General features: G+C 73.2%; 19 protein-coding genes. 13 read left to right on the top strand and 6 right to left on the bottom strand.

Annotated features, from left to right (window positions below; translation table 11 throughout):
• Position 1: 1 nt before the first annotated feature.
• A complete protein-coding gene (locus IOD16_RS24685; protein WP_201436343.1) occupies positions 2 to 844 on the bottom strand; it encodes a hypothetical protein in 843 nt (280 codons plus the stop codon).
• A 186-nt stretch (positions 845 to 1,030) separates the two neighbouring features.
• Here IOD16_RS24685 and IOD16_RS24680 point away from each other — a divergent pair, with 186 nt between their 5' ends.
• A complete protein-coding gene (locus tag IOD16_RS24680; protein ID WP_236594353.1) occupies positions 1,031 to 3,190 on the top strand; it encodes an amylo-alpha-1,6-glucosidase in 2,160 nt (719 codons plus the stop codon).
• Positions 3,191 to 3,235: 45 nt separating this feature from the next.
• A complete protein-coding gene (locus IOD16_RS24675) occupies positions 3,236 to 3,439 on the top strand; it encodes a hypothetical protein (RefSeq protein ID WP_123746699.1) in 204 nt (67 codons plus the stop codon).
• A gap of 4 nt (positions 3,440 to 3,443) precedes the next feature.
• On the opposite strand, the gene IOD16_RS24670 is transcribed toward IOD16_RS24675, so the two are convergent.
• The 3 genes from IOD16_RS24670 to IOD16_RS24660 are packed head-to-tail and all read right to left on the bottom strand — an operon-like array spanning position 3,444 to position 5,813.
• Positions 3,444 to 4,241, bottom strand: coding sequence for an alpha/beta hydrolase (locus tag IOD16_RS24670; protein ID WP_201436342.1), 798 nt, complete (start codon positions 4,239 to 4,241; stop codon positions 3,444 to 3,446).
• On the bottom strand, positions 4,231 to 4,446 hold the full coding sequence (locus IOD16_RS24665; RefSeq protein WP_201436341.1) for a hypothetical protein: 216 nt from the start codon (positions 4,444 to 4,446) through the stop codon (positions 4,231 to 4,233). Before IOD16_RS24665 ends, IOD16_RS24670 begins: the two co-directional genes overlap by 11 nt.
• 5 nt (positions 4,447 to 4,451) lie before the next feature.
• A complete protein-coding gene (locus IOD16_RS24660) occupies positions 4,452 to 5,813 on the bottom strand; it encodes a HAMP domain-containing sensor histidine kinase (RefSeq protein ID WP_201436340.1) in 1,362 nt (453 codons plus the stop codon).
• A gap of 322 nt (positions 5,814 to 6,135) precedes the next feature.
• Here IOD16_RS24660 and IOD16_RS24655 point away from each other — a divergent pair, with 322 nt between their 5' ends.
• The 5 genes from IOD16_RS24655 (at position 6,136) to IOD16_RS24635 (ending at position 10,424) form a co-directional block, all read left to right on the top strand.
• A complete protein-coding gene (locus IOD16_RS24655) occupies positions 6,136 to 6,327 on the top strand; it encodes a hypothetical protein (protein WP_201436339.1) in 192 nt (63 codons plus the stop codon).
• Positions 6,328 to 6,533: 206 nt separating this feature from the next.
• Entirely contained in the window at positions 6,534 to 6,815 is a 282-nt protein-coding gene (locus tag IOD16_RS24650; RefSeq protein WP_123748523.1) for a metal-sensitive transcriptional regulator, read from the top strand.
• A gap of 65 nt (positions 6,816 to 6,880) precedes the next feature.
• The gene (locus IOD16_RS24645) at positions 6,881 to 7,087 is read left to right on the top strand and encodes a heavy-metal-associated domain-containing protein (RefSeq protein ID WP_077005321.1); all 207 of its coding nucleotides are present in this window, start codon (positions 6,881 to 6,883) and stop codon (positions 7,085 to 7,087) included.
• Positions 7,088 to 7,174: 87 nt separating this feature from the next.
• Positions 7,175 to 8,140 carry a hypothetical protein gene (locus tag IOD16_RS24640; protein ID WP_201436338.1) on the top strand — a complete coding sequence of 322 codons (966 nt, stop codon included), beginning with the start codon at positions 7,175 to 7,177 and terminating at the stop codon, positions 8,138 to 8,140.
• Positions 8,133 to 10,424, top strand: coding sequence for a heavy metal translocating P-type ATPase (locus tag IOD16_RS24635; protein WP_201436337.1), 2,292 nt, complete (start codon positions 8,133 to 8,135; stop codon positions 10,422 to 10,424). Before IOD16_RS24640 ends, IOD16_RS24635 begins: the two co-directional genes overlap by 8 nt.
• On the opposite strand, the gene IOD16_RS24630 is transcribed toward IOD16_RS24635, so the two are convergent.
• On the bottom strand, positions 10,383 to 11,021 hold the full coding sequence (locus IOD16_RS24630) for a GNAT family N-acetyltransferase (protein ID WP_236594352.1): 639 nt from the start codon (positions 11,019 to 11,021) through the stop codon (positions 10,383 to 10,385). The two genes, IOD16_RS24635 and IOD16_RS24630, sit on opposite strands and share 42 nt — an antisense overlap.
• Positions 11,022 to 11,100: 79 nt before the next feature.
• Here IOD16_RS24630 and IOD16_RS24625 point away from each other — a divergent pair, with 79 nt between their 5' ends.
• Positions 11,101 to 11,961 carry a TetR/AcrR family transcriptional regulator gene (locus tag IOD16_RS24625; protein ID WP_236594351.1) on the top strand — a complete coding sequence of 287 codons (861 nt, stop codon included), beginning with the start codon at positions 11,101 to 11,103 and terminating at the stop codon, positions 11,959 to 11,961.
• Here the strand turns inward: IOD16_RS24625 and IOD16_RS24620 are convergent.
• Positions 11,935 to 12,960 (bottom strand): LacI family DNA-binding transcriptional regulator, encoded by a 1,026-nt coding sequence (locus IOD16_RS24620; protein WP_201436335.1) that lies wholly within the window; start codon positions 12,958 to 12,960, stop codon positions 11,935 to 11,937. The two genes, IOD16_RS24625 and IOD16_RS24620, sit on opposite strands and share 27 nt — an antisense overlap.
• 168 nt (positions 12,961 to 13,128) lie before the next feature.
• On the opposite strand from IOD16_RS24620, the gene IOD16_RS24615 reads away from it, so the two are divergent.
• From IOD16_RS24615 to IOD16_RS24595, 5 genes are all read left to right on the top strand, one after another.
• Positions 13,129 to 15,045, top strand: coding sequence for a glycoside hydrolase family 127 protein (locus IOD16_RS24615; protein WP_201436334.1), 1,917 nt, complete (start codon positions 13,129 to 13,131; stop codon positions 15,043 to 15,045).
• 407 nt (positions 15,046 to 15,452) lie between these two features.
• Positions 15,453 to 16,295 carry a hypothetical protein gene (locus IOD16_RS24610; protein WP_236594350.1) on the top strand — a complete coding sequence of 281 codons (843 nt, stop codon included), beginning with the start codon at positions 15,453 to 15,455 and terminating at the stop codon, positions 16,293 to 16,295.
• A gap of 67 nt (positions 16,296 to 16,362) precedes the next feature.
• Positions 16,363 to 18,876: a glycoside hydrolase family 127 protein gene (locus IOD16_RS24605; protein WP_201436333.1), complete on the top strand. Its 2,514-nt coding sequence runs from the start codon at positions 16,363 to 16,365 to the stop codon at positions 18,874 to 18,876.
• A 29-nt stretch (positions 18,877 to 18,905) separates the two neighbouring features.
• Positions 18,906 to 20,345 (top strand): glycoside hydrolase family 43 protein, encoded by a 1,440-nt coding sequence (locus tag IOD16_RS24600; protein WP_201436332.1) that lies wholly within the window; start codon positions 18,906 to 18,908, stop codon positions 20,343 to 20,345.
• Positions 20,324 to 23,608: a discoidin domain-containing protein gene (locus tag IOD16_RS24595; RefSeq protein ID WP_236594349.1), complete on the top strand. Its 3,285-nt coding sequence runs from the start codon at positions 20,324 to 20,326 to the stop codon at positions 23,606 to 23,608. Before IOD16_RS24600 ends, IOD16_RS24595 begins: the two co-directional genes overlap by 22 nt.
• Positions 23,609 to 23,631: the final 23 nt, after the last annotated feature.

Genomic DNA, 23,631 nt, shown 5'->3' with positions numbered 1-23,631 from the left:
ACTATACAGCGTCGGCTGTATCTTCCGTGCTCGTCCGCTGCACCGGGATCTCGTCCAGCAACGGGTTCGCCCGGGCCAGCAGCTCCCGCGCGCCGCGCAGCCCGGCGGCGATGCGGTCACGGCGGGCGCGCAGCTCGTCCACCCGCTGCCGCGCCTCGGTCACGATCCGCCGCGCGTGGTCCTCGGCCTCGCGGACCAGCCGGTCGGCCCGTGCCCGGGCCGCCGCCTCCCGCGCGGCCACCGCCGCCATCGACTCGGCCCGCCGCGCGCTCATCGCCAGCTCGAAGTCGACCCGGACCTCCTCGCGCACCGCCGCCGCCCGCTCGTCAAGCTCGCGCCTGCGCCGCTCGGCCTCGCGCGTGGTCGCCAGGAGCCGCTCGCCGGCCTCCCGCATCAGCGTCCGGTGCTCGGCCTCGGCCTGCCGCCGCTGGGCGTCGAGTTCGGCGACGAGCCGCTCCGACCGCTCGCGCACCCGTGCCGCGGCCCGTTCCGCGGTGGCCCAGTGGTTCTCGGCGACGGCCCGCGCCCGCGCGGTGATCTCGGCCGCCTCCTCGTGCGCGAGCTCCGCCATCCGCCGCAGCCGCGCGGCGAGCGCGTCCGGGTCGATCGGCGTGCGGGAGATCCGGTCGACGTGCTCCCGCAGCACGCGGATCTCCGCGCGGGCGGTCTCCAGCTGACGGGCGAGGTCGTCGGCCCGCGCCTCGGCCGCGTCGCGGTCGACGGCCAGCACGCGGAGCTCGGCCTCGACGCCCTCGACGTAGCGCCGCACGTGGCCGCGGTCGTACCCGCGCCACACCACGTCGAAGTCCGCCCGCATCGGCACCAAGTCCCCGTCCACCGCCATCGGCGCAGCACCTCCCGTGATCGTCGCGCCGGAGATCGACAGCGCGACATGCCTTCGACCGCAACGCTTTCCCCACCGTACTTCGAGGACCAAACCCGAGGTTCGCTCCCGTCCGCCGAACCGCGCAACCACCGCTGCGCCGCACGGTGGCTGCCGTTCCCGGCCCAGTGGGAAGAGTTGTCGGGCATGGTGATGGAGTACCGCGCCGACCTTCCGCCGGAGCCCTTCAACGCGGGCGAACCGGCGCTCACCGGCGGCACCACGACCCTGGTCGAGGGCACCACGTTCTGCCTCTCGACCGCCGACGGCGACATCGGGCCCGGCACGCCGCACGGCTTGTTCTTCCGCGACGCGCGCGTCCTGTCGCGGTGGCAGCTCCGGCTCGACGGCGCCGCGCCGCACCCGCTGTCGGTGTCGCACCCCGAGGCGTTCGCCGCCAGGTTCGTGCTCAGACGGCCGCCGGCCGCGGGTTCGGGCGACAGCACCCTGCTGCTGGTGCGGGAACGGCTCGTCGACGACGGGATGCGCGAGACGATCACCGTCGACAACCTGGGCCGCGAAGCCACCACCGCGCGGCTGGACCTGCACGTGGACGCCGACTTCGCCGACCTGTTCGCGGTCAAGGAGGGCCGGGCCGGGCGCCACGACCGCGACGCCGTCGCCACCGGGCCGGAACTGGTGCTCCACAACCGGGGCAACGGCTCGCGCGGCGTGACGGTCACCGCCACCGCCGGACCCGACGTCACACCGGGCACCTTGAGCTGGCACGTGGCCCTGCCCGCCGGCGGCCGGTGGACCACCGAGGTCGTCGTGCGGCCGACCGCGGCCGGCGACCCGGTGCGACCCCGGCTCCTGCACGGCGAGCGGGTCGAGACCAGCGGACCCGCGCGCAGGATCCGGCGGTGGCGCGCGGCGAGCACCGCCGTCACCGCGAGCGACCCGGTGCTGACGGGCGTCCTGAGCCGCACCCGGAGCGACCTCGGCGCGCTCCGGATCCACGACCCGGCGCGCGGCGGCAGGCAGTTCGCCGCCGCCGGCGCGCCGTGGTTCATGACCCTGTTCGGCCGCGACAGCCTGCTGACCGCGTGGATGGCGTTACCACTGGACGTGGACCTGGCGGTGGGCACGGTGCAGACCCTCGCCGAGACCCAGGGCACGGCGGTCGACCCGCTGACCGAGGAGGAACCGGGCCGCGTCCTGCACGAGCTGCGCCGGGGCCCGGACAGCGCCGCCGTGCTGGGCGGCAACCACTACTACGGCTCGGTCGACGCCACACCGCTGTTCGTGATGCTGCTCGCCGAGAGCTGGCGGTGGGGCGCGGACCCCGACGTGGTGCGCTCCCTGCTGCCCGCCGCCGACGCCGCGCTCGCGTGGGTCGACCGGCACGGCGACCGCGACGGCGACGGGTTCGTCGAGTACCGCCGCGCCACCGACCGGGGCCTGGCCAACCAGGGCTGGAAGGACAGCCCCGACGGCGTCAACCACGCCTCCGGCCGACCGGCCGACCCGGCGATCGCCCTGTGCGAGGTCCAGGGCTACGTGCACGCGGCGCTGCTGGGCCGGGCGGAGCTGGCCGAGGGTTTCGGCGACCCGGCGACCGCCGCCCGCCTGCGCCACCGCGCCGGCGAGCTGCGCCGGCGGTTCGCCGAGGCGTTCTGGCTGTCGGACCGGGGCTGGTACGCCGTCGCGCTGGACGGCCGCAAGCAGCCGGTGGACGCGCTGACCAGCAACGTCGCCCACTGCCTGTGGTCGGGCATCGCCACCGACGAGCACGCGGCCGCGGTGATCCGGCGGCTGGCCGAGCCCGACATGGACACCGGCTACGGCCTGCGCACCCTCGCGTCCACGATGGGCGCCTACAACCCGATGAGCTACCACAACGGGTCCGTGTGGCCGCACGACACGGCCATCGCCGTGGCCGGGCTGCTGCGCTACGCCCACCTGCCCGGCGCGGTCGACCTGGCCCACCGCCTGGCGGACGGCCTGCTGGACGCCGCCGCCGCGTTCGGCGGACGCCTGCCGGAGCTGTACTGCGGCTTCTCCCGCGACGACTTCAACCCACCCGTGCCCTACCCGACGTCGTGCTCGCCGCAAGCGTGGGCCAGCGCCTCGCCGTTGCTGCTGGTCCGAGCCTGCCTGGGGCTGTCGCCCCACGTCCCGAACCGGACCGTGACCACGAACCCCCACCTGCCCCCGCGCTGGGGCGAGGTGACCCTGACCGGCCTCCGCCTCGGCCCCGTGACCGCGCGCGTCACGGCCGCCGGCGAGCGGGTCGAGGTCTCCGGCCTGCCACCCGACTGGACCGTCGACCCCGCCCGCGGGTTTGAGCCACCCGCCGGGGGGTGAACCCCGTCGGGCGTCGTCCCGCCCGCGCCGCCGTGGAGGATCACCGTGATCGAGAAGCCGTCGAACGACGTGGCCGACCAGCTGCGGACCGCCGAACCCGAACCCGACACCGGAATCGTCGACGAGGAGGCCGCCGTCGGCCGGTCGCAGGCCCCGGAGCTGCCGGAGGTGCCCGAAGCCGACCCGGCCGACGTCGCCGACCAGCACCGCGCCGTGCCGCTGCCCGACGAACCGGACGGCGCCTGGTAGCGCGTCAGCCGGCCATCGCGTCGACCGCGTCGACCACCTGCGCGCCGTCCAGCAGCACGCGGTCGTTGTGGTCGGCACCCGCGACCTCCGCGGTCCGCCCCCGCGCCGCCGTCGCCACCGCCCGGCTCTGCTCCGGCGGCACGATCGAGTCCGCCGTGCCGTAGACGACGGTGACCGGCACGTCCAGCCGCGCCACGAGCCGCTCGGTCGGGAACTCGTCGAGCAGCAGCCACCGGACCGGCAGGAACGGGTAGTGCCGCGCCCCGACCGAGGCGAGATCCGTGAACGGCGACCGCAGCACCACCCCGGCCGGCGGGTGCTCGACCGCGAGCTCCGCCACCACCGCCGACCCCAGGCTCTCCCCGAAGTAGATCAACCGCTCGGCCGGCACCCCCTCCCGGAGCAGGTGCTCGCGGGCCGCGCGCACGTCGAGCGCCAACCCGGCCTCCGTCGGACGCCCGGGGTTGCCGCCGAACCCCCGGTACTCGACCAGCAGCACCGACAGCCCCCGCGCGTTCAACGCCCGCGCCAGCGGCACCCTCGTCAACCGGTTGCCGGCGTTGCCCGGCGCCACCAGCACCGTCGCCCGCGCCGACCCCACCGGAAAGTGCCAGGCCGCCAACCGCACCCCGTCGCCGGTGGTCACCACGACGTCCCGCCCGCCCACCTCCCCGGCGCTCGGCAACGGCCCACCGGTCGGCAGGTAGACGAGCTCGCGCTGGAACGCGAACGCGCCACCGACCACCACGCCCACCACGACCACCACGCCGACCAGCACCGCGACCACTCGCTCACTCCTCACCCGCCCCCGCTCCCGTCACCGTCGTCGCCCCCGTCACCGTCTCCGTCGTCTCCGTCGTCGTCTCCGTCGTCGTCGGATCGGGCCGTTGGGTGAGCGTCGGCGTCGGCACGGGGTTCGCGGTGGACGTGACCAACGGCTGCGGCTCGTCCTGGGTGGTGACGCCGCACGCCGTGACCAGCGCCGCCGCGGTCAGCAAGATCGTCACGACCTTCATGCCTCGGCCTCCGGCAGCTCCACCACGAACCGGGCCCCGCCACCGGGCCGGTCCTCCACCCGCACCGTGCCGCCGTGCCGCTGCACGTGCTGCGCGACCAGCGCCAACCCGAGCCCGCTGCCGGTGTCCGCGCCGCGGCGCCCGGCCCGGGCGCCGCGGTCGAAGCGGTCGAAGATGCGGTCCCGCAGCTCGGGCGGCACACCGGGCCCGGCGTCGTCCACCTCGATCCGCGCCTTGCCATCCCGCGAGAACACCCCGATCCGCACCACGCCGCCCGCGTGCCGTTCGGCGTTGTCGAGCAGGTTGTCGACGGCCCGGTCCAGCCGGCGGCGGTCGCCGAGCACCCGCGGCGGCGGCGACCCGGTCTCCATCGCGACCGGACCACCGGGCCGGGCCGCGACGACGTTGGCCACCAGCGACACCAGGTCGATCGTCTCCGACGCCGGGTCCTCGGCCAGCTGGTCGGCCCGGGAGATCTCCAGCAGGTCCACCACCATCCGCGCGAACCGGTCCACTTCGGACGTCAGCAGGTCCAACGCCTTGCCCGCCGTGCCGGGCACCTCCACCCGGCGGCGGCGCAGCACCTCGGCGGCGTTGACCATGGTCGTCAACGGCGACCGCAGCTCGTGGCTGACATCGCCCGCGAACCGCGCGTCCCGCCGCACCCGCTGCTCCAGCGCCTCGGCCGTCGCGTTGAACGTGCCGGCCAACGACGTCAGGTCCGGGTCGGTCTGCGTGGGCAGCCGCGCGCCCAGGTCGCCACCCGCGATCCGGGACGCGGCCTTGGTCAACTCGGTCAACGGCCGCAGCGCCCGCCGGCCGGCCCACGAGCCCAGCGCCACCCCCAGCATCCCGCTGGCCACCGTGACCGCGACGAGCAGGGCGCTGAGGAAGCGGAACGTGCGGTCCAACTGCACCAGCGGCGCCAGCTCGACGTACGCGCCGTCCGTCGACTCGATGGGCAACGTCACCGCCAGCACCGGGATGCCGTCCACCATGAGCCGCTGCGCGGCAGGCGTGCCCGCCCGCCCGAGGTCGACCAACCCGCGCGGCAGCTCCCGCGCGTCCACCTGCCGCCCACTGGTCAGCACCTGGCCGCCGTGGAACAGCAGGACGGTCGAGTCGGGCCCCGTGGTGAGCCCGGTCAACAGCCCCGTCAACCCGTCCGAGCCGCTGCTCAACGCCGCGTCGACCAACCTCACGTTCACCTCTGCCTGCCGCACCGCGCTCTGCTCGCGCTGACGCAACATGTACCCGGACGTGAGGTTCCAAACCGCCACCGCCACCGCGCTGGTCAACAACACGGACCCCAACCCCATGACCAGCGCGACCCGCCACCGCAACGAGAACCGACGCATCACCACCCCACCCCGACCGCCCGCACGCCCACCGGGGCCCGATCCGACGTGGGTTCGGGTGCTTCGGCCTGCCTGGAGCGCCCGTGAGGGCCCCAGGTCGAATAGAGCCGGTCTCCACCGCCGAGCCGCACCCACACCCGCACCAGCCTGCCCGACCCCCGCGCCCTCCGCAGGGATCGCAAGCTGATCGCAAGGTTCGGAGCGGGCGTTTTCCCGCTCCCCGCGCCCGCCCCACCACGAGAATCCCGGGTGCCCGACCAGGCCTCGCCTCCTCCGACGCGACCCGCCTGCCCGCACCCGACAGGAAGTCGATGCCCGCACTGTGACCGCCATCCCCGGTGACCACGACGTGTCCGCGCTCGTCCTCATCTGCGACCACTGCGGACGTGTGCACAACCGGCCCGAGGAGTCCGCCGTCAGATGGCCGGCGCTGTGGGGGCAGGCGGTCGCCGCGGGCTGGCACGGCCTGGACCGCCCGGTGGGCCCTCACTTCTGCTTCCGGTGCACGGCCTGACGCCAGGCCCCGCCTTCCCCGAACCCCCGGCCCCTCCCCGCACCCTCCTCGGCCCGGTCGCCGATACAGTACGGGGGTAGGGTCCGGGCGTGACCCTTTCGTGGGTGACGCCAGTCACCGCCCCTGACGTCCAAGTTGACTCAGGTACCCCCCGGGGGTATGAATGTCCCTGACGGGCACGCGACAGGTGACCGAAGGGAGTGGACATGCGGGGCTACACCTCTGACAAGGACGCCGTCCTCAAGCGCTTGCGCCGGGTCGAGGGGCAGGTCCGCGGCTTGCAGCGGATGGTGGAGGACGACGAGTACTGCATCGACGTCCTGACCCAGATCGCCGCGGCGACCAAGGCGCTCCAGGCCGTCTCCCTCGGGCTGCTCGACGAGCACCTGAAGCACTGCGTGGCCGATGCCCTCACCCGGGGTGGCGAGAACGCCGACGCCAAGGTCCGCGAGGCGAGCGAGGCCATCGCCCGCCTGGTGCGCTCCTAGCGTCCCCACCCCGAACAGCCACTCACCCCGAACCGACCACCCGAACGATGAACCAGGAGCACCCGATGGCCGAGTCCACTTACACCGTCACCGGCATGACCTGCGGCCACTGCGTCGCGTCCGTGACCGAGGAGGTCACCAAGATCGACGGCGTGACCGGCGTGGACGTCGACCTGCCGACCGGCGCGGTCAAGGTGACCAGCGCCGCCCCGGTCGCCGAGGCGGACGTCCGCGCCGCCGTCGAAGAGGCGGGTTACGCCCTCGCCGGCTGACCCACCCCGCCACCCACCACGGCACAGCAGCCGACCCGGAGCCCGTCGACCCGTGTGACGGGCTCCTCCAGTCTCGAGGACTGACCGATGAGCACAACAGCGAAGCTCTCCGCCTACGGTGCGGTACTCGCCCTGGTCGCCGGTGGCGCCTGGGCGGCCGGTAGCGCTGTCGGTCCCTTCGCCGTCCAAGCCGCGCCGAGCGGTCACGACGGCACGTCCGGCGCCGAGGGCGCCGGCCACGGGGACGACCACGGCGGCACCGTCGCGGAGACCACGCGCAACGACCAGCCCGCGGGGCTGGCGTCGTCCAGGGGCGGGTACACCCTCACGCCCACCGACACGACGCTGACCACGGGAACCGACTCCTTCTCCTTCCGCGTCCTCGGCCCGGACGGCACGGCCGTCACCGCCTACGACGTCGAGCACGACAAGCGGATGCACCTCGTCGCGGTCCGGCGCGACACCTCCAACTTCCGGCACGTCCACCCCGAGATGGCGCCGGACGGCACGTGGACCGTGCCGCTGGACGTGCCCGAGGCCGGCAGCTACCGCGTCTTCGCCGACTTCAAGCCGACCGGTGGCGAGGCGGTCACGCTCGGTGTCGACGTCGGCGCGGCGGGTGTGTTCGAGCCGCGCGCCCACGAGCCGTCCCGCGTCGCCGAGGTCGACGGCTACCAGGTCCGCCTGGACGGCGACCTCGTGCCGGGCAAGGCCTCGGCCCTGCGGCTGACCGTGGCCGAGGACGGCGTGCCGGTCACCGACCTGCAGCCCCACCTGGCGGCGTACGGTCATCTGGTGGCGCTGCGCGAGGGCGACCTGGCCTACCTCCACGTGCACCCCGAGGGCGCTCCCGGTGACGGCCGGACCCCCGCCGGCCCGGAGATCGCGTTCGTCGCCGAGGTGCCGTCGGCCGGTGGCTACCGGCTGTTCCTGGACTTCCGGCACGACGGCGTCGTCCGCACGGCCGAGTTCACCGTGACCACCGCGGGTGCCGGGGGTACCCACACCGATGGAGCACCCGGCGACGCCGAGGAGGAGCACGGTCATGGCTGAGGCGAGGATCGAATTGGCGATCACCGGCATGACCTGCGCCTCGTGCGCGGCCCGGATCGAGCGCAAGCTCAACAAGCTCGACGGCGTGACCGCGACGGTGAACTACGCGACCGAGAAGGCGCGCGTCACCTTCCCCGAGGCCGTCGACCCGCAGGTCCTGGTCGACCAGGTCGAGGCCGCCGGCTACCAGGCCGCGCTGCCCGTGCCCGAGCAGCCCGAAACCCCCGCCGCCACCGCTGAGGAAGACCCGACCGCCGCGCTGCGCCGGCGGCTGGTCGTGTCCGCGGCCCTCTCCGCCCCGGTGGTCCTGCTCGCCATGATCCCGGCGTGGCAGTTCACCCACTGGCAGTGGATCTCGCTCACGCTGGCGGCTCCGGTGCTGGTCTGGGGCGCGTGGCCGTTCCACCGCGCCGCCTGGACGAACCTGCGCCACGGCGCGGCCACCATGGACACGCTGGTCTCGATGGGCACGGTCGCGGCGTTCGCCTGGTCGCTGTACGCGCTGCTGTTCGGCACCGCGGGCACGCCGGGCATGACGCACCCGTTCGAGCTGACGATCTCCCGCACCGACGGCGCCGGCGCGATCTACCTGGAGGTGGCGGCCGGGGTGACGACGTTCATCCTGGCGGGCCGCTACTTCGAGGCCCGGTCGAAGCGGCGGGCCGGCGCGGCCCTCCGCGCGTTGCTCGAACTCGGCGCGAAGGACGTCGCCGTGCTCCGCGAGGGGCGCGAGGTCCGCATCCCGATCGGCGAGCTCGCGGTCGGCGACCGGTTCGTGGTCCGGCCGGGCGAGAAGATCGCCACCGACGGCGTCGTGGCGGACGGCAGCTCGGCGGTCGACGCCGGCATGCTGACCGGGGAGTCCGTGCCGGTCGAGGTCGGTCCCGGCGACCCGGTGGTCGGCGCGACCGTGAACGCCGGCGGGCGGCTCGTGGTCCGCGCGACGCGGGTCGGCGGCGACACCCAACTGGCGCAGATGGCCAGGCTGGTCGAGGACGCGCAGAACGGCAAGGCGCAGGCGCAGCGGCTCGCCGACCGGATCTCGGCGGTCTTCGTGCCCGTCGTGATCGCCCTCTCGGTCGGCACGCTGGCGTTCTGGCTCGGCGCCGGCGGCGGCGTGTCGGGCGCGTTCACGGCGGCGGTCGCGGTGCTGATCATCGCCTGCCCGTGCGCCCTGGGCCTGGCCACGCCGACCGCGCTGCTGGTCGGCACCGGGCGCGGCGCGCAGCTGGGCATCCTGATCAAGGGGCCGGAGGTGCTGGAGTCGACCCGGCGGGTGGACACCGTGGTGCTGGACAAGACCGGCACCGTCACCACCGGTCGGATGAGCCTGGTGTCCGTGCACACCGCCGCGGACGTGACCGAGGACGAGGTGCTGCGGCTGGCCGGCGCTCTGGAGCACGCCTCCGAGCACCCCATCGCCAAGGCGATCGCGACCGGCGCCCTGGACCGCGCGGGCGAGCTGCCCGACGTCGAGGGGTTCCAGAACCTCGAAGGGCTGGGCGTGCAGGGCGTGGTCGACGGGCACGCCCTGATCGTCGGCCGCGAGCGGCTGCTGGCCGAGTGGGGCGTCCACCTGGACGGTCCGCTGGCCGAGGCCAAGCGCGCGGCGGAGGAGAAGGGGCGCACCGCGGTCCTGGTGGCGTGGGACGGCGAGGCGCGGGCGGTCCTGGTCGTGGCGGACACCGTGAAGCCGACGTCCGCGGAGGCGATCCGGCAGTTGCGCGGCCTGGGCCTGACGCCCGTGCTGCTGACCGGTGACAACGAGGCCGCCGCGCGCGCCGTGGCCGCCGAGGTCGGGGTCGCCGAGGTCATCGCCGAGGTGCTGCCGAAGGACAAGGTGGACGTGATCGCCCGGCTCCAGGGCGAGGGCAAGGTCGTGGCGATGGTCGGCGACGGCGTGAACGACGCCGCCGCGCTCGCGAAGGCCGACCTGGGCCTGGCCATGGGCACCGGCACGGACGCGGCGATCGAGGCCGGTGACCTGACGCTCGTGCGGGGCGACCTGCGTGCGGCGGTGGACGCGATCCGGCTGTCGCGGCGCACCCTCGCCACGATCAAGGGCAACCTGTTCTGGGCGTTCGCGTACAACGTCGCGGCGCTGCCGCTGGCGGCGGCCGGGCTGCTCAACCCGATGATCGCCGGCGCCGCGATGGCGTTCTCCAGCGTGTTCGTCGTGTCGAACAGCTTGCGGCTGCGTGGTTTCCGCGGCACCGCGACCACCCGGTCGGGGCTGACGCGGTCAGCGGGGTCCACCCGGGGCAAGGTGCCCGCCGCCGCCTGACCCGGTCGTCGCGGACGCGGGTGGTGGCGCGGGCGGGCGCCAGAGCGGGTGCAGCACGGGGCCGTCGTCGGGGAGGGCGTGGGGAGCCCCGGAGGGGACGAAGCCGTGCCGCGCGTACAGCGCGGCGCTGCGCGGGGTGCTCGCCTCCAGGTACACGGGTTGGCGTTCGGCGTCGGCGCGGGTGAGGCGGTGGCGCAGGATGGCGGTGCCGACGCCTCGCCCGCGGCTCTCCGGGACCACCGCCATCGAGGCCAGGTACAGGTGCGGCACGTCGGGGTGGGGGAGCGCGACCGCCGCCGCCATCCGCCGCAACGCCGGGTTCGCCCGGGCCTGCTCCGCCACCGCCTCCGCCTGCCGCCGCGCCGGCTCCGCGGACGCCGACGCCATCCACGTGGACACGCCGACGACCACCCCGCCTCGTTCGGCGATCACCACCTCGTGCTCGGTCAACGCGCTTGCCAGCCACTCGCGGAACAGGGCGGAGAAGTCGTGCCCGGCCAACGCCCACGCGGTCACCGCCTCGTCGGCGCACGCCGCCGCGCAGGCCGGCGCGATCCGGTCCAGTTCCTCGACACCAGCACCTCGTACGCTGTACACGACCACAGCATTTCGAGCCGACAGCTCGTGTTCAACGCCATACGTCACACAACGCGGGTGTGACGAAAGGAGGCCGGTCGTGCGGTGCGCGCAGTGCGGCGCCGAGATCACGCACCCCACCCGCGGTCGGCCCCGGCGGTACTGCGGCCGGTCGTGCCAGGCGCGGGCCTACCGCGCGCGCAAGGACGGCGCGGTCCCCCGACGGTCCTTCGTGGACAGTGAGGCCGCGGCGCCGCTCGACCGCGACCTGGTGGTCCGCGCCGCCATCCGCCTCGCCGACGACGAAGGACTCGCCGCCGTCTCGATGCGACTCGTCGCCGCCCGGCTCGGCGCCTCCACGATGTCCCTGTACCGGCACGTGTCCGGCAAGGACGACCTCGTCACCGCCATGGTCGACACCGTCCTCGCCGACCACCGCCCGCCCCCGCCCGGCGCGACCGGCTGGCGCGCCCTGCTCGACCACGAAGCCCGCGAGGAATGGGCGCTCTACCGGCGGCACCCGTGGTCGCTGGCCGCGCTGGGCACCACCCGCCCGCCACTGGGCCGCTCCGTCCTGGAGACCGTGGACCGGTTCCTGGCCGCCCTGCCCCTGGACCACCGCACCGCGCTCTCGGTCTACCTGTTGGTGAGCGGCTACGTGCAGGGCACGGCGATGATGGCGGTGGCCGAGTCCGAAGCGGTCCGCGACACCGGCGTCAGCGCCCGCGGCTGGTGGCACGACCGGCTCGGCCGCCTCGCGGGCGTGGTCGGCTCGAACCGCTACCCCTGGCTGACCGAACTGGCCGCCGACCCGCCGACCCCCGCCGACCTGGAGGGCTGGTTCGACTTCGGCCTGCGCCGGGTGCTGGACGGCATCGCCGCCTTCCTCGAACCCGACGAACCCCGGGAAGCCCACGACCCCGGCGCGGCGGGCTCAGCCGCGGCCGACCGCCGACGTTGACTCGCGCACGACCAGCCGGCACGGCTGTCGGACCACCCCGGACGGGCGACGCCCGTCCAACGCCTCGAACAGGTACCGCGCCGCCGTGGTGCCCAGCCGTTCCAGGTCGAGGTCGACGGTCGTCAGCGGCGGCCGGCAGTCGGCGGCGAACTCCTCCCAGTTGTCGTAGCCGACGATCGCCACGTCCTCCGGCACTCGCTTCCCCCAGTGGGACAACGTGTCCGCGACACCGGTCGCGATCTGGTCGTTCCCGCAGAACACCGCGTCCACGTCGGGATCGGTGGCCAGCAGCATCCCGGCCGCGTGCCTGCCCCAGCGCTGCGACCACTCGCCGTACAGCGGCGCGCCGCCCGCCAGGCCCAGCCCGTGCTCGCCCAGCACCCGGTGCAACGCGGTCACGCGGTCACGGGCCGCGCGATAGGCCTGCGGCCCGGTGATGTGGCCGATGCGCCTGCGCTGCAACGACACCAGGTGCTCCACCGCCAGCCGCGCGCCGCCCTCGTCGTCGGCTATCACCGACAGGTCCTCGGGGTCGCTGGACTCGCAGTACACGTACACGACCGGCACCGGGATGTCCCGGGTCAGCGACGGCCGGATGTCGTTGTCGTCGCCCAGGACGATGAACCCGTCGACCTGCCTGGCCAGCAGCGTGCTGATGTAGTGCCGGCGCCGGATCGCGTCACCGCGCGCGTCGCACAGCAGCACCGACATCTGCTCGTTGGCCAACGCGTTCTCCACCCCCAACAGGATCGGGATGGCGAACCGGCCGCCCAGCTCGTCGGTGAGCAGCCCGATGGTGCGCGTCCGACCGGAGATGAGCCCGCGGGCCAGGGCGTTGGGCTGGAACGACAGCTCGGCGGCGGCCCGCAGCACGCGCTCGCGGGTGGCGGGCGCGACCTCGTCCCTGGCGTTGATGGCCTTGGACGCGGTGGAGATCGAGACGCCGGCCAGCCGCGCCACGTCGCTGAGGGTCACCGCGTCGGACCGGCGTCTGCCCATCGAAAGCCTTTCGAAACGTTTTGTCGAACGCCGAATCGATTGTAGGCGCTCTTCACGACCGTCAGAGGTCATCCTGGAGCACATTCCCGAGACGCCACAAGGACGATTGCCGAAAACGTTTTCGGCTGCCACAGTGCTGACCAGGCACACGGATCGCGGGAGGTTGGGATGACAGTGACGTCACCGGACACCACTGCCGTCGGGGGACGTCCCGTCGTGCCTTCGCGGGGCAGGTTGCGCCCGCTGGGCCAGGACGAGGTCCGGATCACCGGCGGTTTCTGGCGGGCACGGCAGGACGTCAACGCCACCGCGTCCCTCCCGCACGCCCGGTCGTGGCAGGACCGCCTCGGCTGGACGGGCAACTTCACCGCCCGGGACGCCGCGTCGGCCACCCGCCGCGGCCGGGAGTTCACCGACTCCGAGGTCTACAAGCTGCTGGAGGCGATGTCCTGGGAGGTCGGGCGGGGCACGGGCGAGACCGGCGCCCTCGACGCGCAGATCGCCGAGCTGACCGGCGTGGTCGCGGCGGCCCAGGCGGCGGACGGCTACCTGCACACCGCGTTCGGTCGCCCGGGCCAACCCGCCCGGTACAGCGACATGCTGTGGGGCCACGAGCTCTACTGCACCGGGCACCTGCTGCAAGCCGCCGTCGCCAGGGCCCGCACCGGCGGCGGTGACGCCGACCCGCTGCTGGCCGTGGCCCGCCGCGCCGCCGACCACGTCTGCGAGGCGTTCGGGCCGGACGGCACGCCCGGTGTCTGCGGCCACCCGGAGATCGAGCTGGGCCTGGTGGAACTGGCCCGACTGACCGGCGAGCAGCGCTACCTGGACCAGGCCGCGCTGTTCATCGAGCGCCGGGGCCACCGCACGTTGCCGCGCCACCACTTCGGCTGGTCGTACTTCAGCGACGACCAGCCCGTGCGGCAGTCCACCGTGCTGCACGGCCACGCCGTGCGCGCGCTCTACCTGGCCGCCGCCACCGTGGACGTCGCGGTCGAGACGGGTGACGACGAGCTGCTGCGGACCGTCGCGGCCCAGTTCGACCGGACGCTGGCCCGGCGCACCTACCTCACCGGCGGCATGGGCTCCCGGCACGCCGACGAGGCGTTCGGCGACGACTTCGTGCTCCCGTCGGACCGGGCGTACTCCGAGACGTGCGCCGGGGTGGCCGCGATCATGCTCGCCTGGCGGCTGCTGCTGGCCACCGGCGACGGCCGGTACGACGAGGTGATCGAACGCATCCTCTACAACGTCGTCGCCACCGCGATCGGCGACGACGGCCGGTCGTTCTTCTACGCGCACACCCTGCACCAGCGCACGCCCACGGTTGCGTTGGCGGCGGACGAGGAACAGCTGGGGTTCGGCGGCGGGCCGAGGGCGCCGTGGTTCGAGGTGTCGTGCTGCCTGCCGAACGCGGCCCGCCTGCTGGCCGCCCTCTCGTGCTACCTCGTCACGGTCGACGACACGGGCGTCCGCCTGCACCAGTACGCCGACTCCGAGATCTCCACCCGGCTGGACGACGGCCGCGAGGTGGGGTTGCGGGTGCGCGCCGGCCTGCCCGACGACGGCGCCGTGACCGTGCGCGTGACCAAGACCGACGACCAGCCGTGGTCGATCACCCTGCGGGTGCCGCAGTGGGCGGCGGGCGCCGAGCTGGTCACCACCCACGGCCGCCGGCACGTGCCGGTGGGCGACATCGTCGTGTACCGGTCGTTCGCGGTGGGCGAGGAGATCCGGCTGGAGCTGCCGACCCGGCCCCGCTTCACCGCGCCCGACCCGAGGATCGACGCGACGCGCGGGTGCGTGGCGGTGGAACGCGGGCCGCTGGTGTACTGCGCCGAGTCCGAGGGCGAGGTCGACCTCGACACCTTGCGCGTGGACGCCACCGTGCCGCCGGTCGACGCGGGGTCCGGCGTCGAGGTGCGCGCCCGGTTCACCGCCCCCGGCCCGGACGACTGGCCCTACGGCGCGCCGCGGCCGACCGACGACCGCACCCGGCCGAGCACCCCGCTGAACCTCGTGCCGTACCACCGGTGGGCGCGCGGCGGCCCGTCCACGATGCGGGTCTGGCTGCCCGCCACCTGACCCCGCCGGCCGACCCGCCCTGATCGGCCACCCGGCCGGACACACCACCCGAACCGTGCTCAAAGGAGAGACCGGTGAGAACCAGACGGCTTCGTGTCGCCTCCGCGGCGGACACGCCGGGCCCGGGAGGCGGCGCGGCGCCGACGCCGCGGCCTCCCGCCGCGCCCTGATGACGCGCGACCCGTTCGGGGCCGCGGCGGGGGAACCGGGGGAGCCGGTCCGCGCCGACGGCCGCACCACCACCTCCGCCGTGGTGCCCGGGGCAGTGCCCTGCCCCGCGTTCTTCGCCGCCATGCAACGCAGCCACGTCCGCGGGGTCGCCCCAGGAGCCTTCCAGGGCTGACCTCGCGCGTCCGACGCTGCTTCGTCCGGCAACCGGAAGGAAGATCGTCGTGTCACGACCATGGATGAGAACAGTGCTGACCGCGCTCGCGCTCGCGCTGGCGGTGAGCGGCGCGGGCGTCGCGCAGGCCGAGCAGGCGCGTGACGTCACGGCCGCGGCCAACCCGGCGACGTGGAGCCCGCCGTCGAACCTGGTGACCCCGCTGAACCAGGTGTGGTCGCACCAGGAGAGCACCTACGGCGACCTGTACGGGTTCCGCAACTACGGCTGGGACCAGGTCTTCGCCAACGGCGGCTACCTGAACTTCTGCGTGCGGTGGGACTCGTCGGCGCCGGTGAGCGCGTCGCTGCGCGACCGCATCCACGCGAAGCTCGCCGAGCAGTACAAGAAGTGGACGGACCTCATGGTGGGCCACAACAACTGGCCCTACGCGCAGGTCCCGATCAAGGTCGTCGGCTGGGCGGTGCGCGACCGCGCCACGTTGCAGTGGAGCGACAACTCGGTCGACGTCTACGTCAACAACATCCGGGAGAACGCGCCGCAGTGCGCCGAGCAGTGCGGCCGGTTCTTCGTCCGCGACGGCCAGTACCGCAACTGCCCCGGCGGGGTGCCCCGGCACTACGACCAGTCGTTGTGGCTGACCGCCGGCATGGGCGGCGGCGCGGGCGGCGACTGGGGTCAGCGGATCGGCAGCGAGTACTTCGTCAACAACCTGGGCTCGCCCGACGTGCACATCCTGCTGCACGAGATCGGCCACACCTTCGGACTGGACGACTTCTACGACTGGACGCCGTCCGGCGTGGGCGGCTTCCTCATGAAGGCGGGCAGCGCGACGACCATCACCGAGTTCGACGCCTGGATGTTCCGCGACTGGTGGCGGCACCTGAAGAGCCGCTACGGCCGCTGAGCGACCGCCGGCGCCCCCGAACCCTGCACCGGGGGCGCCGGCCCCTCTGCCACGGAAGGTCACGACCATGTCCCTGCCCACCCCATCCCGCCGTGCCGTGCTGCGCGCGGGCGCGGTGGTCGCCTCGGCCACCGCCCTGCCCGCCCTGACCGGCGCCGCCGTCGCCGCCACCGACCCGACCACCACCACCACCACTGCCGCCGCGAGACCGGACACGGGCGTGTCGGCGCACCCGTTCCCGCTCGGCGCGGTGACGCTGCTGGCCGGGCCGTTCCAGACCAACACCTCCCGCACGCACGCCTACCTCAAGTTCCTCGACGCCGACCGGCTGCTGCACACGTTCCGGCTCAACGTCGGCCTGCCGTCGTCAGCCGCCGCGTGCGGCGGCTGGGAGTCGCCGACCACCGAGCTGCGCGGCCACTCCACCGGCCACGTGCTGACCGCGCTCGCCCAGGCGTACGCGAGCACCGGCGACACCGCGTTCCGGAGCAAGGGCGACTACCTGGTCACCCAGCTCGCCGCCTGCCAGGACCGGGCGCAGGCGGCCGGGTTCACCACCGGCTACCTGTCCGCGTTCCCGGAGAGCTTCATCGACCGCGTGGAGGCCCGCCAGCAGGTCTGGGCGCCGTACTACACGCTGCACAAGATCATGGCCGGCCTGCTGGACATGCACCTGCTGGCGGGCAACGCCCAGGCGCTCACCGTCCTGACCCGGATGGCCGCGTGGGTCGGCACGCGCAACGGCCGGCTGACCCCGACCCAGCGGCAGAACATGCTCAAGACGGAGTTCGGCGGCGTGAACGAGGTGCTGGCCAACCTCTACCAGCTCACCGGCGACCCGGCGCACCTCACCGCCGCCCAGCACTTCGACCACGCCGAGGTCTTCGACCCGCTGGCGGCGAACACCGACGCCCTCAACGGCTACCACGCCAACACCCAGATCCCCAAGGCGCTCGGCGCGATCCGCGAGTACCACGCCACCGGCCTGACCCGGTACCGCGACATCGCGACCAACTTCTGGCACATCGTCGTCGGCACGCACACCTACGCCATCGGCGGCAACTCCAACGGCGAGTACTTCAAGGCGCCGGGCCGGATCGCGTCGGAGCTGTCCGACAACACGTGCGAGTGCTGCAACACCTACAACATGCTCAAGCTGACCCGCCAGCTGTTCCGCACCGACCCGAAGGCGCACTACTTCGACTTCCACGAGAAGGCGCTGTACAACCACCTGCTCGGCGGCCAGAACCCGGCCTCCGCGCACGGCCACCACAGCTACTACGTGCCGCTGCGACCCGGCGGCCGGCGCACCTACAGCAACGACTACCAGGACTTCACCTGCTGCCACGGCACCGGGATGGAGACCAACACCAAGCACTCCGACAGCATCTACTTCCAGGCCGGCGACACCCTGTACGTCAACCTGTTCATCGCCTCCGCGCTCACGTGGCCGGGCCGGGGGATCACCGTGCGGCAGGACACCGGGTTCCCCGAGTCGGCCGCCACCCGGCTCACCGTCACCGGCTCGGGCCGGATCGACCTGCGCGTGCGCGTCCCGTCCTGGGCCGCGGGCGCCCAGCTCAAGCTCAACGGCGTGGTGCAGGACGTGGCGACCACGCCGGGCACGTACGCGCGCCTGGACCGGACGTGGAGCAGCGGCGACGTGGTGGACCTCAGCCTGCCGATGGCGCTGACCCGGGAGCCCGCGCCGGACAACCCGGCCGTGCAGGCGGTCGAGCACGGCCCGATCGTGCTCGCGGGCGCCTACGGCACGACGAACCTGACGTCGATGCCCACGCTCCAGCCGGGCACCCTGCGGGCCACGACCACCCCGCTGCGGTACACGGCGACGGCGAGCACCGGCCAGGTCACGCTGCTGCCGTTCTACCAGCTGCACGGCCAGCGCTACACGGTCTACTGGAACGTCACCGACACGCCCGCGCCGCCGCCGTTCATCGCGCACTACCCGTTCGACGAGGCGGCGGGCTCGGTGGCGGCCGACGCCACCGGCAACGGCCGGACCGCCACCCTCGCCGGCGGCGCCCGGTGGACCGCGGGACGCACCGGCTCGGCCGTCGACCTCGGCGGCGCCGGCGAGCACGTGCTGCTGCCCGCGGGCCTGCTGGTGGGCGCCGCGGCGTTCAGCGTGGCCACCTGGGTGCGGTTGGACGCGGTGACCACCTGGGCGCGCGTGTTCGACTTCGGGACGGGCGCCACCTCGTCCCTGTTCCTGACGCCGCGCGGATCGGCGGGCGGCGCCAGGTTCGCCATCACCACCGGCGGGTCGGGCGCCGAGCAGCGCATCGACGCGCCGTCACCGCTGCCCGCCGGCGCGTGGACCCACGTGGCCGTGACGCAGGCCGGCGACCTCGGCGTGCTCTACGTCAACGGGGTCGAGGCGGCCCGCAACGCGGCGCTGACCGTGCGGCCGTCCGCGCTCGGCAGCACCACGCAGAACTGGATCAGGCGCTCCCAGTACCCGGGCGACCCCTACCTGGACGGCGCCGTGGACGGCTTCCGGGTCTACGGCCGCGCCCTCACCGCCGCCGAAGTGGCCGACCTGCACGCCACCGGCCGCTAGTCACCATCCCCCACCGTTAGGACTCACTCATGGGCACCCGAATCCGGGCGGTGAGGCTGGGCGCGGCACTCGCGCTCGTCGCCTCCGCCGCCGTCGTCGCCGTCGCACCGACCGCCTCCGCGGCCAACCCGATCATCACGAGCTACTACACCGCCGACCCGGCGCCCCTCGTCGTCGGCAACACGATGTACATCTACGCGGGCCGCGACGAGGCCGCGACCGGCAACAACAACTTCCTCATGCGCGAGTGGCGGGTGCTGTCCTCGACGGACGCCGCCAACTGGACCGACCACGGCGCGAAGGCGAACATCGGCACGTTCCCGTGGGCGGGCGCGGACGCGTGGGCGAGCGAGGTCGAGCCGAAGAACGGCAAGTACTACTGGTACACGTCGGTCAACGGCAACGGCGCGGGCTGGATGGACATCGGCGTCGCGGTGGGCGACAGCCCGCTCGGCCCGTTCCGCGACGCCAAGGGCGGCCCGCTGATCAGCGACAGCACGCCCAACTCGTCCGGGCTGAACATCGACCCGACGGTGTTCACCGACGACGACGGCCAGTCCTACCTCTACTGGGGCGGCTACTGGGGCGCGCGGGCGGCGAAGCTGAAGCCCGACATGGTCGAGCTGGACGGCGCGGTGACCACACCGCAGGGCCTGGCGAACTTCTGGGAAGCGCCCTGGATGTTCAAGCGCAACGGCCTCTACTACCTGATGTACGCGGCCAACGACACCAACGGCTGCGTCACCGACTCGAGCTACGCCTGCCAGCGCTACGCCACCGCCACCAACCCGCTGGGGCCGTGGACGCACCGCGGCGTCGTGCTCGACAAGGTCTCCTCGACCACCAACCACGCGGGCGTCGTGCAGTTCAACGGGCAGTGGTACATCGTCTACCACAACGCCAACGCGCCCGGCGGCGGCAACTTCCGCCGGTCCGTCGCGGTGGACCTGCTGCAGTTCAACGCCGACGGCACGATGCGCAAGGTCACCCAGACCACGACCGGCCCGCCGCCGAACCCGGGCACCGGTCCCGGCACGGGAACGAACCTGGCCCCGTCGGCGACCGCGTCCACCTCCTACGTCTCGACGTGGGAGTCGCTGGCGGCGCTGAACAACGGCGGCACGCCCGCCGACTCGGCGGACCGCTCGAACCTCGCCTACGGCAACTGGCCCGAGCGCGGCACGCAGTGGGTCGAGTACCAGTGGCCGACCAGCCGTTCGATCAACAAGGTGGCCACCTACTGGTTCGACGACGACCAGGGCATCGACCTGCCCGCGTCGTGCGCGGTCCAGTACTGGAACGGCAGCGCCTACGTCGGCGTGCCCGGCCAGTCGGCGTGCGGCGTCGCGGGCAACGCGTTCAACACCACCACGTTCACCGCCGTGAACACCACGCGGCTGCGGTTGTCGATCACCTCGAAGCCCGACTTCTCGACGGGGGTGTTGGAATGGCAGGCCTTCCAGGCGTGACCCGACGGCTGGCGGCCGTGGTGGTGCTCGGCGCGCTCCTCGTGCCGGTGCAGGGCGCCTCCGCCGCGCAGACGATCGGCTACCCCACGTTCAACGGCCCCTCGGTCCCCGCGCCGCCGGTCGGCTACAGCACCGGCAGCACGATGCGCGCGATCTACGACGCCGAGAGCGGCGGCACCGACTTCTGGGTGGACCGCCTGCTCGCCCGACCGGGCAACGACCCGGCCGGCCCGTGGCTGATGACCCGCGGTCGCGGCGCGTTCATGTACACCCACAACCCGGCCGTGATCGGGTTCGGCGGCAACGCCGCCTACTGGGACAACATCAGCAGCCAGAACGCCTACGCGATCACCGTCGGCTCCGGGACGCTGACCGAGCAGGTGTCGAGCCGCTGGCAGGCCCCGAGCCACTGGAAGGGCGTCTACACCGGCACGGGGGTGCGGGTGGAGGTCGCGAAGTTCATCACGCACAACAACGTCGCCGTCACCAACCTGACCGTCACCAACACCGGTTCGGCGTCGGCCACGCTGCCGCTGCGCGTCACCTCGCCCTACGCGACCGCGGTCAGCGGCGCCGAGCTGACCGGCTCGCGGCAGGTGAAGAACAACCTCACCACCATCCGGCCCAGGCTGGCCGGCGACGGGTTCGCCGCCGCGAGCGGCGCGCTGACCCGGTCGGTCACGCTGGGCGCGGGCCAGTCGGCCACCACCAAGGTCGTGATGGGCTTCGTCACCGACGAGATCCCCGAGTCGCTGACCGAGTACAACGCCTACCGCGGCCACTCGCCGTCGGTCGCGTTCGCCACCCACGTGCGCGACTACAACCGGTGGTGGGCGGACAACATCCCCTACATCGACGTGCCCGACCCGGCGATCAAGAAGAACGTCTACTACCGCTGGTGGCTGATGCGCTTCAACCACCTCGACGTGGACATCCCGGGGCAGGACTTCCAGTTCCCGGTCTCGATCGAGGGCGTCACCGGCTACAACAACGCGATCGCGCTGACCCAGCCGATGCACATCGACGACCTGAAGTACCTGCGCGACCCGGTCTACTCGTACGGGCCGTGGCTGTCGGTCGGCCAGTCGTCCAAGGGCGGCCGGTTCATGGACAACCCCGGCGACCCGGAGAACTGGTCCAACTCCTACACCCAGTACATCTCCGAGGCGGCGTGGCGCAGCTACCAGATCCACGGCGGCCGGCCGGGCGTCGCGGGCAACCTGGCCAAGTACGCCGAAGGTGACGTGAAGGGGCAACTGGCCACCTACGACACCAACAACAACGGCGTCATCGAGTACGACTGGGGCGCCATGACGGGCAACGACGCCGACGCGGTGTCGTTCGACTGGCGCGCGGGCAACCTCGACCGCGCCGAGACGGCGTACGTGTGGAGCGGCGCGATGGCCGCGCAACAGGCCTACGCGCTGACCGGCAACACCGCGAAGGCGAGCGAGATGCAAGCGCTCGCCGACCGCATCCGCAACGGCGTGGTGACCACCCTGTGGAACCCGTCGCGGCAGTTGTTGGAGCACAAGCACGTGGCCACGAACACCCACGTGCCGTGGAAGGAGATCAACAACTACTACCCGTTCTCGGTCGGCCTGATGCCGAACACCGACCAGTACAAGCAGGCGCTGCGGCTGTTCGCCGACCCGAACGAGTACCCGGTCTTCCCGTTCTACACGGCCAACCAGCGCGACAAGGCGGAGGCCGCGCAGGCGGGCCACCCCGGTTCCAACAACTTCTCCACCATCAACTCCACCGTCCAGTTCCGGCTGTACTCCTCGGTGCTGCGCAACTACCCGAACCAGTGGATGACCGCCGAGGACTACAAGAAGCTGCTCTACTGGAACACCTGGGCGCAGTACGTCGGCGGCAACACGCAGTGGCCCGACGCCAACGAGTTCTGGGCCGACTGGAACTCCGGCAGCCGCAGCATCGACTACCGGTCGTGGATCCACCACAACATCCTGGGCAGCAGCAACTGGACCGTGGTGGAGGACGTGGCCGGGCTGCGCCCGCGCACCGACACCCGGATCGAGCTGTCGCCGATCACCATCGGCTGGTCGCACTTCGCGGTCAACAACCTGCGCTACCGCAACATGGACCTGAGCGTGGTGTGGGACGACCCGGCCGACGGCGTCACCCGCTACAACGGCGTGCCGCAGGGCTACTCGGTCTACCTCGACGGCACGCGCGCGTTCACCGTCGACCGGTTGACCCGCGTGCTCTACAACCCGGCCAACGGCGAGGTCACGTTCCCCTCCGGCGCCGGCACGGTGAACCACTCCGCGGCGGTCACCGGGTTGCAGGCGCCGCAGGACGTGGCGCACGGCGGCGCGCGGATGGTCGACATGTTCGCCAAGGCGGGCGTCGACCTGACCTCCACCGCGCCGAACCTGGCGCAGGGCGCGGGCGTCACGGCGTCGTACACGGCGTCCGGCACGTCGGTCGGGGCCGCGGTCGACGGGTTCCCGATCAACGAGCCGCTGTGGGGCACCTCGGGATCGCCCAACGCCGCGGACTGGTACGAGATCGACTTCCGGCAGCAGCGCACGGTGGACGAGGTGCGGCTGCACTTCCGCGACGACCGGGCGGGCAACCGGTACCGGGCGCCGTCGTCGTACGCGATCCAGTACTGGAACGGCTCCACGTGGGTCGGCGCGGCGGCGCAGGGCAGGACGCCGGCCACGCCGAGGGCCAACTACAACCGGGTCGCGTTCACCCCGGTGTCCACGCAGCGGATCCGGGTCCAGGTGACGCACGCCCCCGGGTTCAGGACCGGGCTGACCGAGGTGAAGGCCTACAGCAGGGGAGGCGGCACCGATCCGCAGCCGCCGGTGAACCTGGCCGCCTCCGCCACGCCGTCGGCGTCCTACACCTCGTCGTGGGAGTCGGTGGCCGCGATCAACGACGGCGTCGACCCGCCGTCGTCCGACGACGCCGTCAACCCGCGGTGGGGCACCTGGCCCGAGACCGGCGAGCAGTGGGCCGAGCTGACGTGGGCGTCGGCGCAGTCGGTGCGGTCGGCTCGGGTGTACTTCTTCGACGACAACGGGGGAGTGCGGGTGCCCGCGTCGTGGAAGGTGCAGCAGTGGAACGGGTCGGCCTACGTGGACGTGGCGGGCGCGAGCGGCTACCCGGTCGCGCCGGACGCCTACCAGGAGGTGACGTTCACGCCGGTGAGCACGACGCGGTTGCGGGTCGTGCTGCGGAGCGGGGCGGGCTCGGTCGGGCTGCTGGAGGTGAAGGCCTTCGGGTGACCGCGAGGGTGTGAGAGGGGGGA

This window comes from Saccharothrix sp. 6-C (genome assembly GCF_016695385.1).
Taxonomy (GTDB): domain Bacteria; phylum Actinomycetota; class Actinomycetes; order Mycobacteriales; family Pseudonocardiaceae; genus Actinosynnema; species Actinosynnema texasense.
This window is presented reverse-complemented; position numbering and strand designations above follow the sequence as displayed.

Coding starts and splice junctions, on each gene's coding strand:
- IOD16_RS24680 (WP_236594353.1), top strand. CDS start 1,031: ATGGTGATGGAGTACCGCGCCGACCTTCCGCCGGAGCCCTTCAACGCG.
- IOD16_RS24610 (WP_236594350.1), top strand. CDS start 15,453: ATGAGAACAGTGCTGACCGCGCTCGCGCTCGCGCTGGCGGTGAGCGGC.
- IOD16_RS24635 (WP_201436337.1), top strand. CDS start 8,133: ATGGCTGAGGCGAGGATCGAATTGGCGATCACCGGCATGACCTGCGCC.
- IOD16_RS24660 (WP_201436340.1), bottom strand. CDS start 5,813: ATGCGTCGGTTCTCGTTGCGGTGGCGGGTCGCGCTGGTCATGGGGTTG.
- IOD16_RS24650 (WP_123748523.1), top strand. CDS start 6,534: ATGCGGGGCTACACCTCTGACAAGGACGCCGTCCTCAAGCGCTTGCGC.
- IOD16_RS24685 (WP_201436343.1), bottom strand. CDS start 844: ATGGCGGTGGACGGGGACTTGGTGCCGATGCGGGCGGACTTCGACGTG.
- IOD16_RS24600 (WP_201436332.1), top strand. CDS start 18,906: ATGGGCACCCGAATCCGGGCGGTGAGGCTGGGCGCGGCACTCGCGCTC.
- IOD16_RS24640 (WP_201436338.1), top strand. CDS start 7,175: ATGAGCACAACAGCGAAGCTCTCCGCCTACGGTGCGGTACTCGCCCTG.
- IOD16_RS24605 (WP_201436333.1), top strand. CDS start 16,363: ATGTCCCTGCCCACCCCATCCCGCCGTGCCGTGCTGCGCGCGGGCGCG.
- IOD16_RS24595 (WP_236594349.1), top strand. CDS start 20,324: ATGGCAGGCCTTCCAGGCGTGACCCGACGGCTGGCGGCCGTGGTGGTG.
- IOD16_RS24615 (WP_201436334.1), top strand. CDS start 13,129: ATGACAGTGACGTCACCGGACACCACTGCCGTCGGGGGACGTCCCGTC.
- IOD16_RS24645 (WP_077005321.1), top strand. CDS start 6,881: ATGGCCGAGTCCACTTACACCGTCACCGGCATGACCTGCGGCCACTGC.
- IOD16_RS24620 (WP_201436335.1), bottom strand. CDS start 12,960: ATGGGCAGACGCCGGTCCGACGCGGTGACCCTCAGCGACGTGGCGCGG.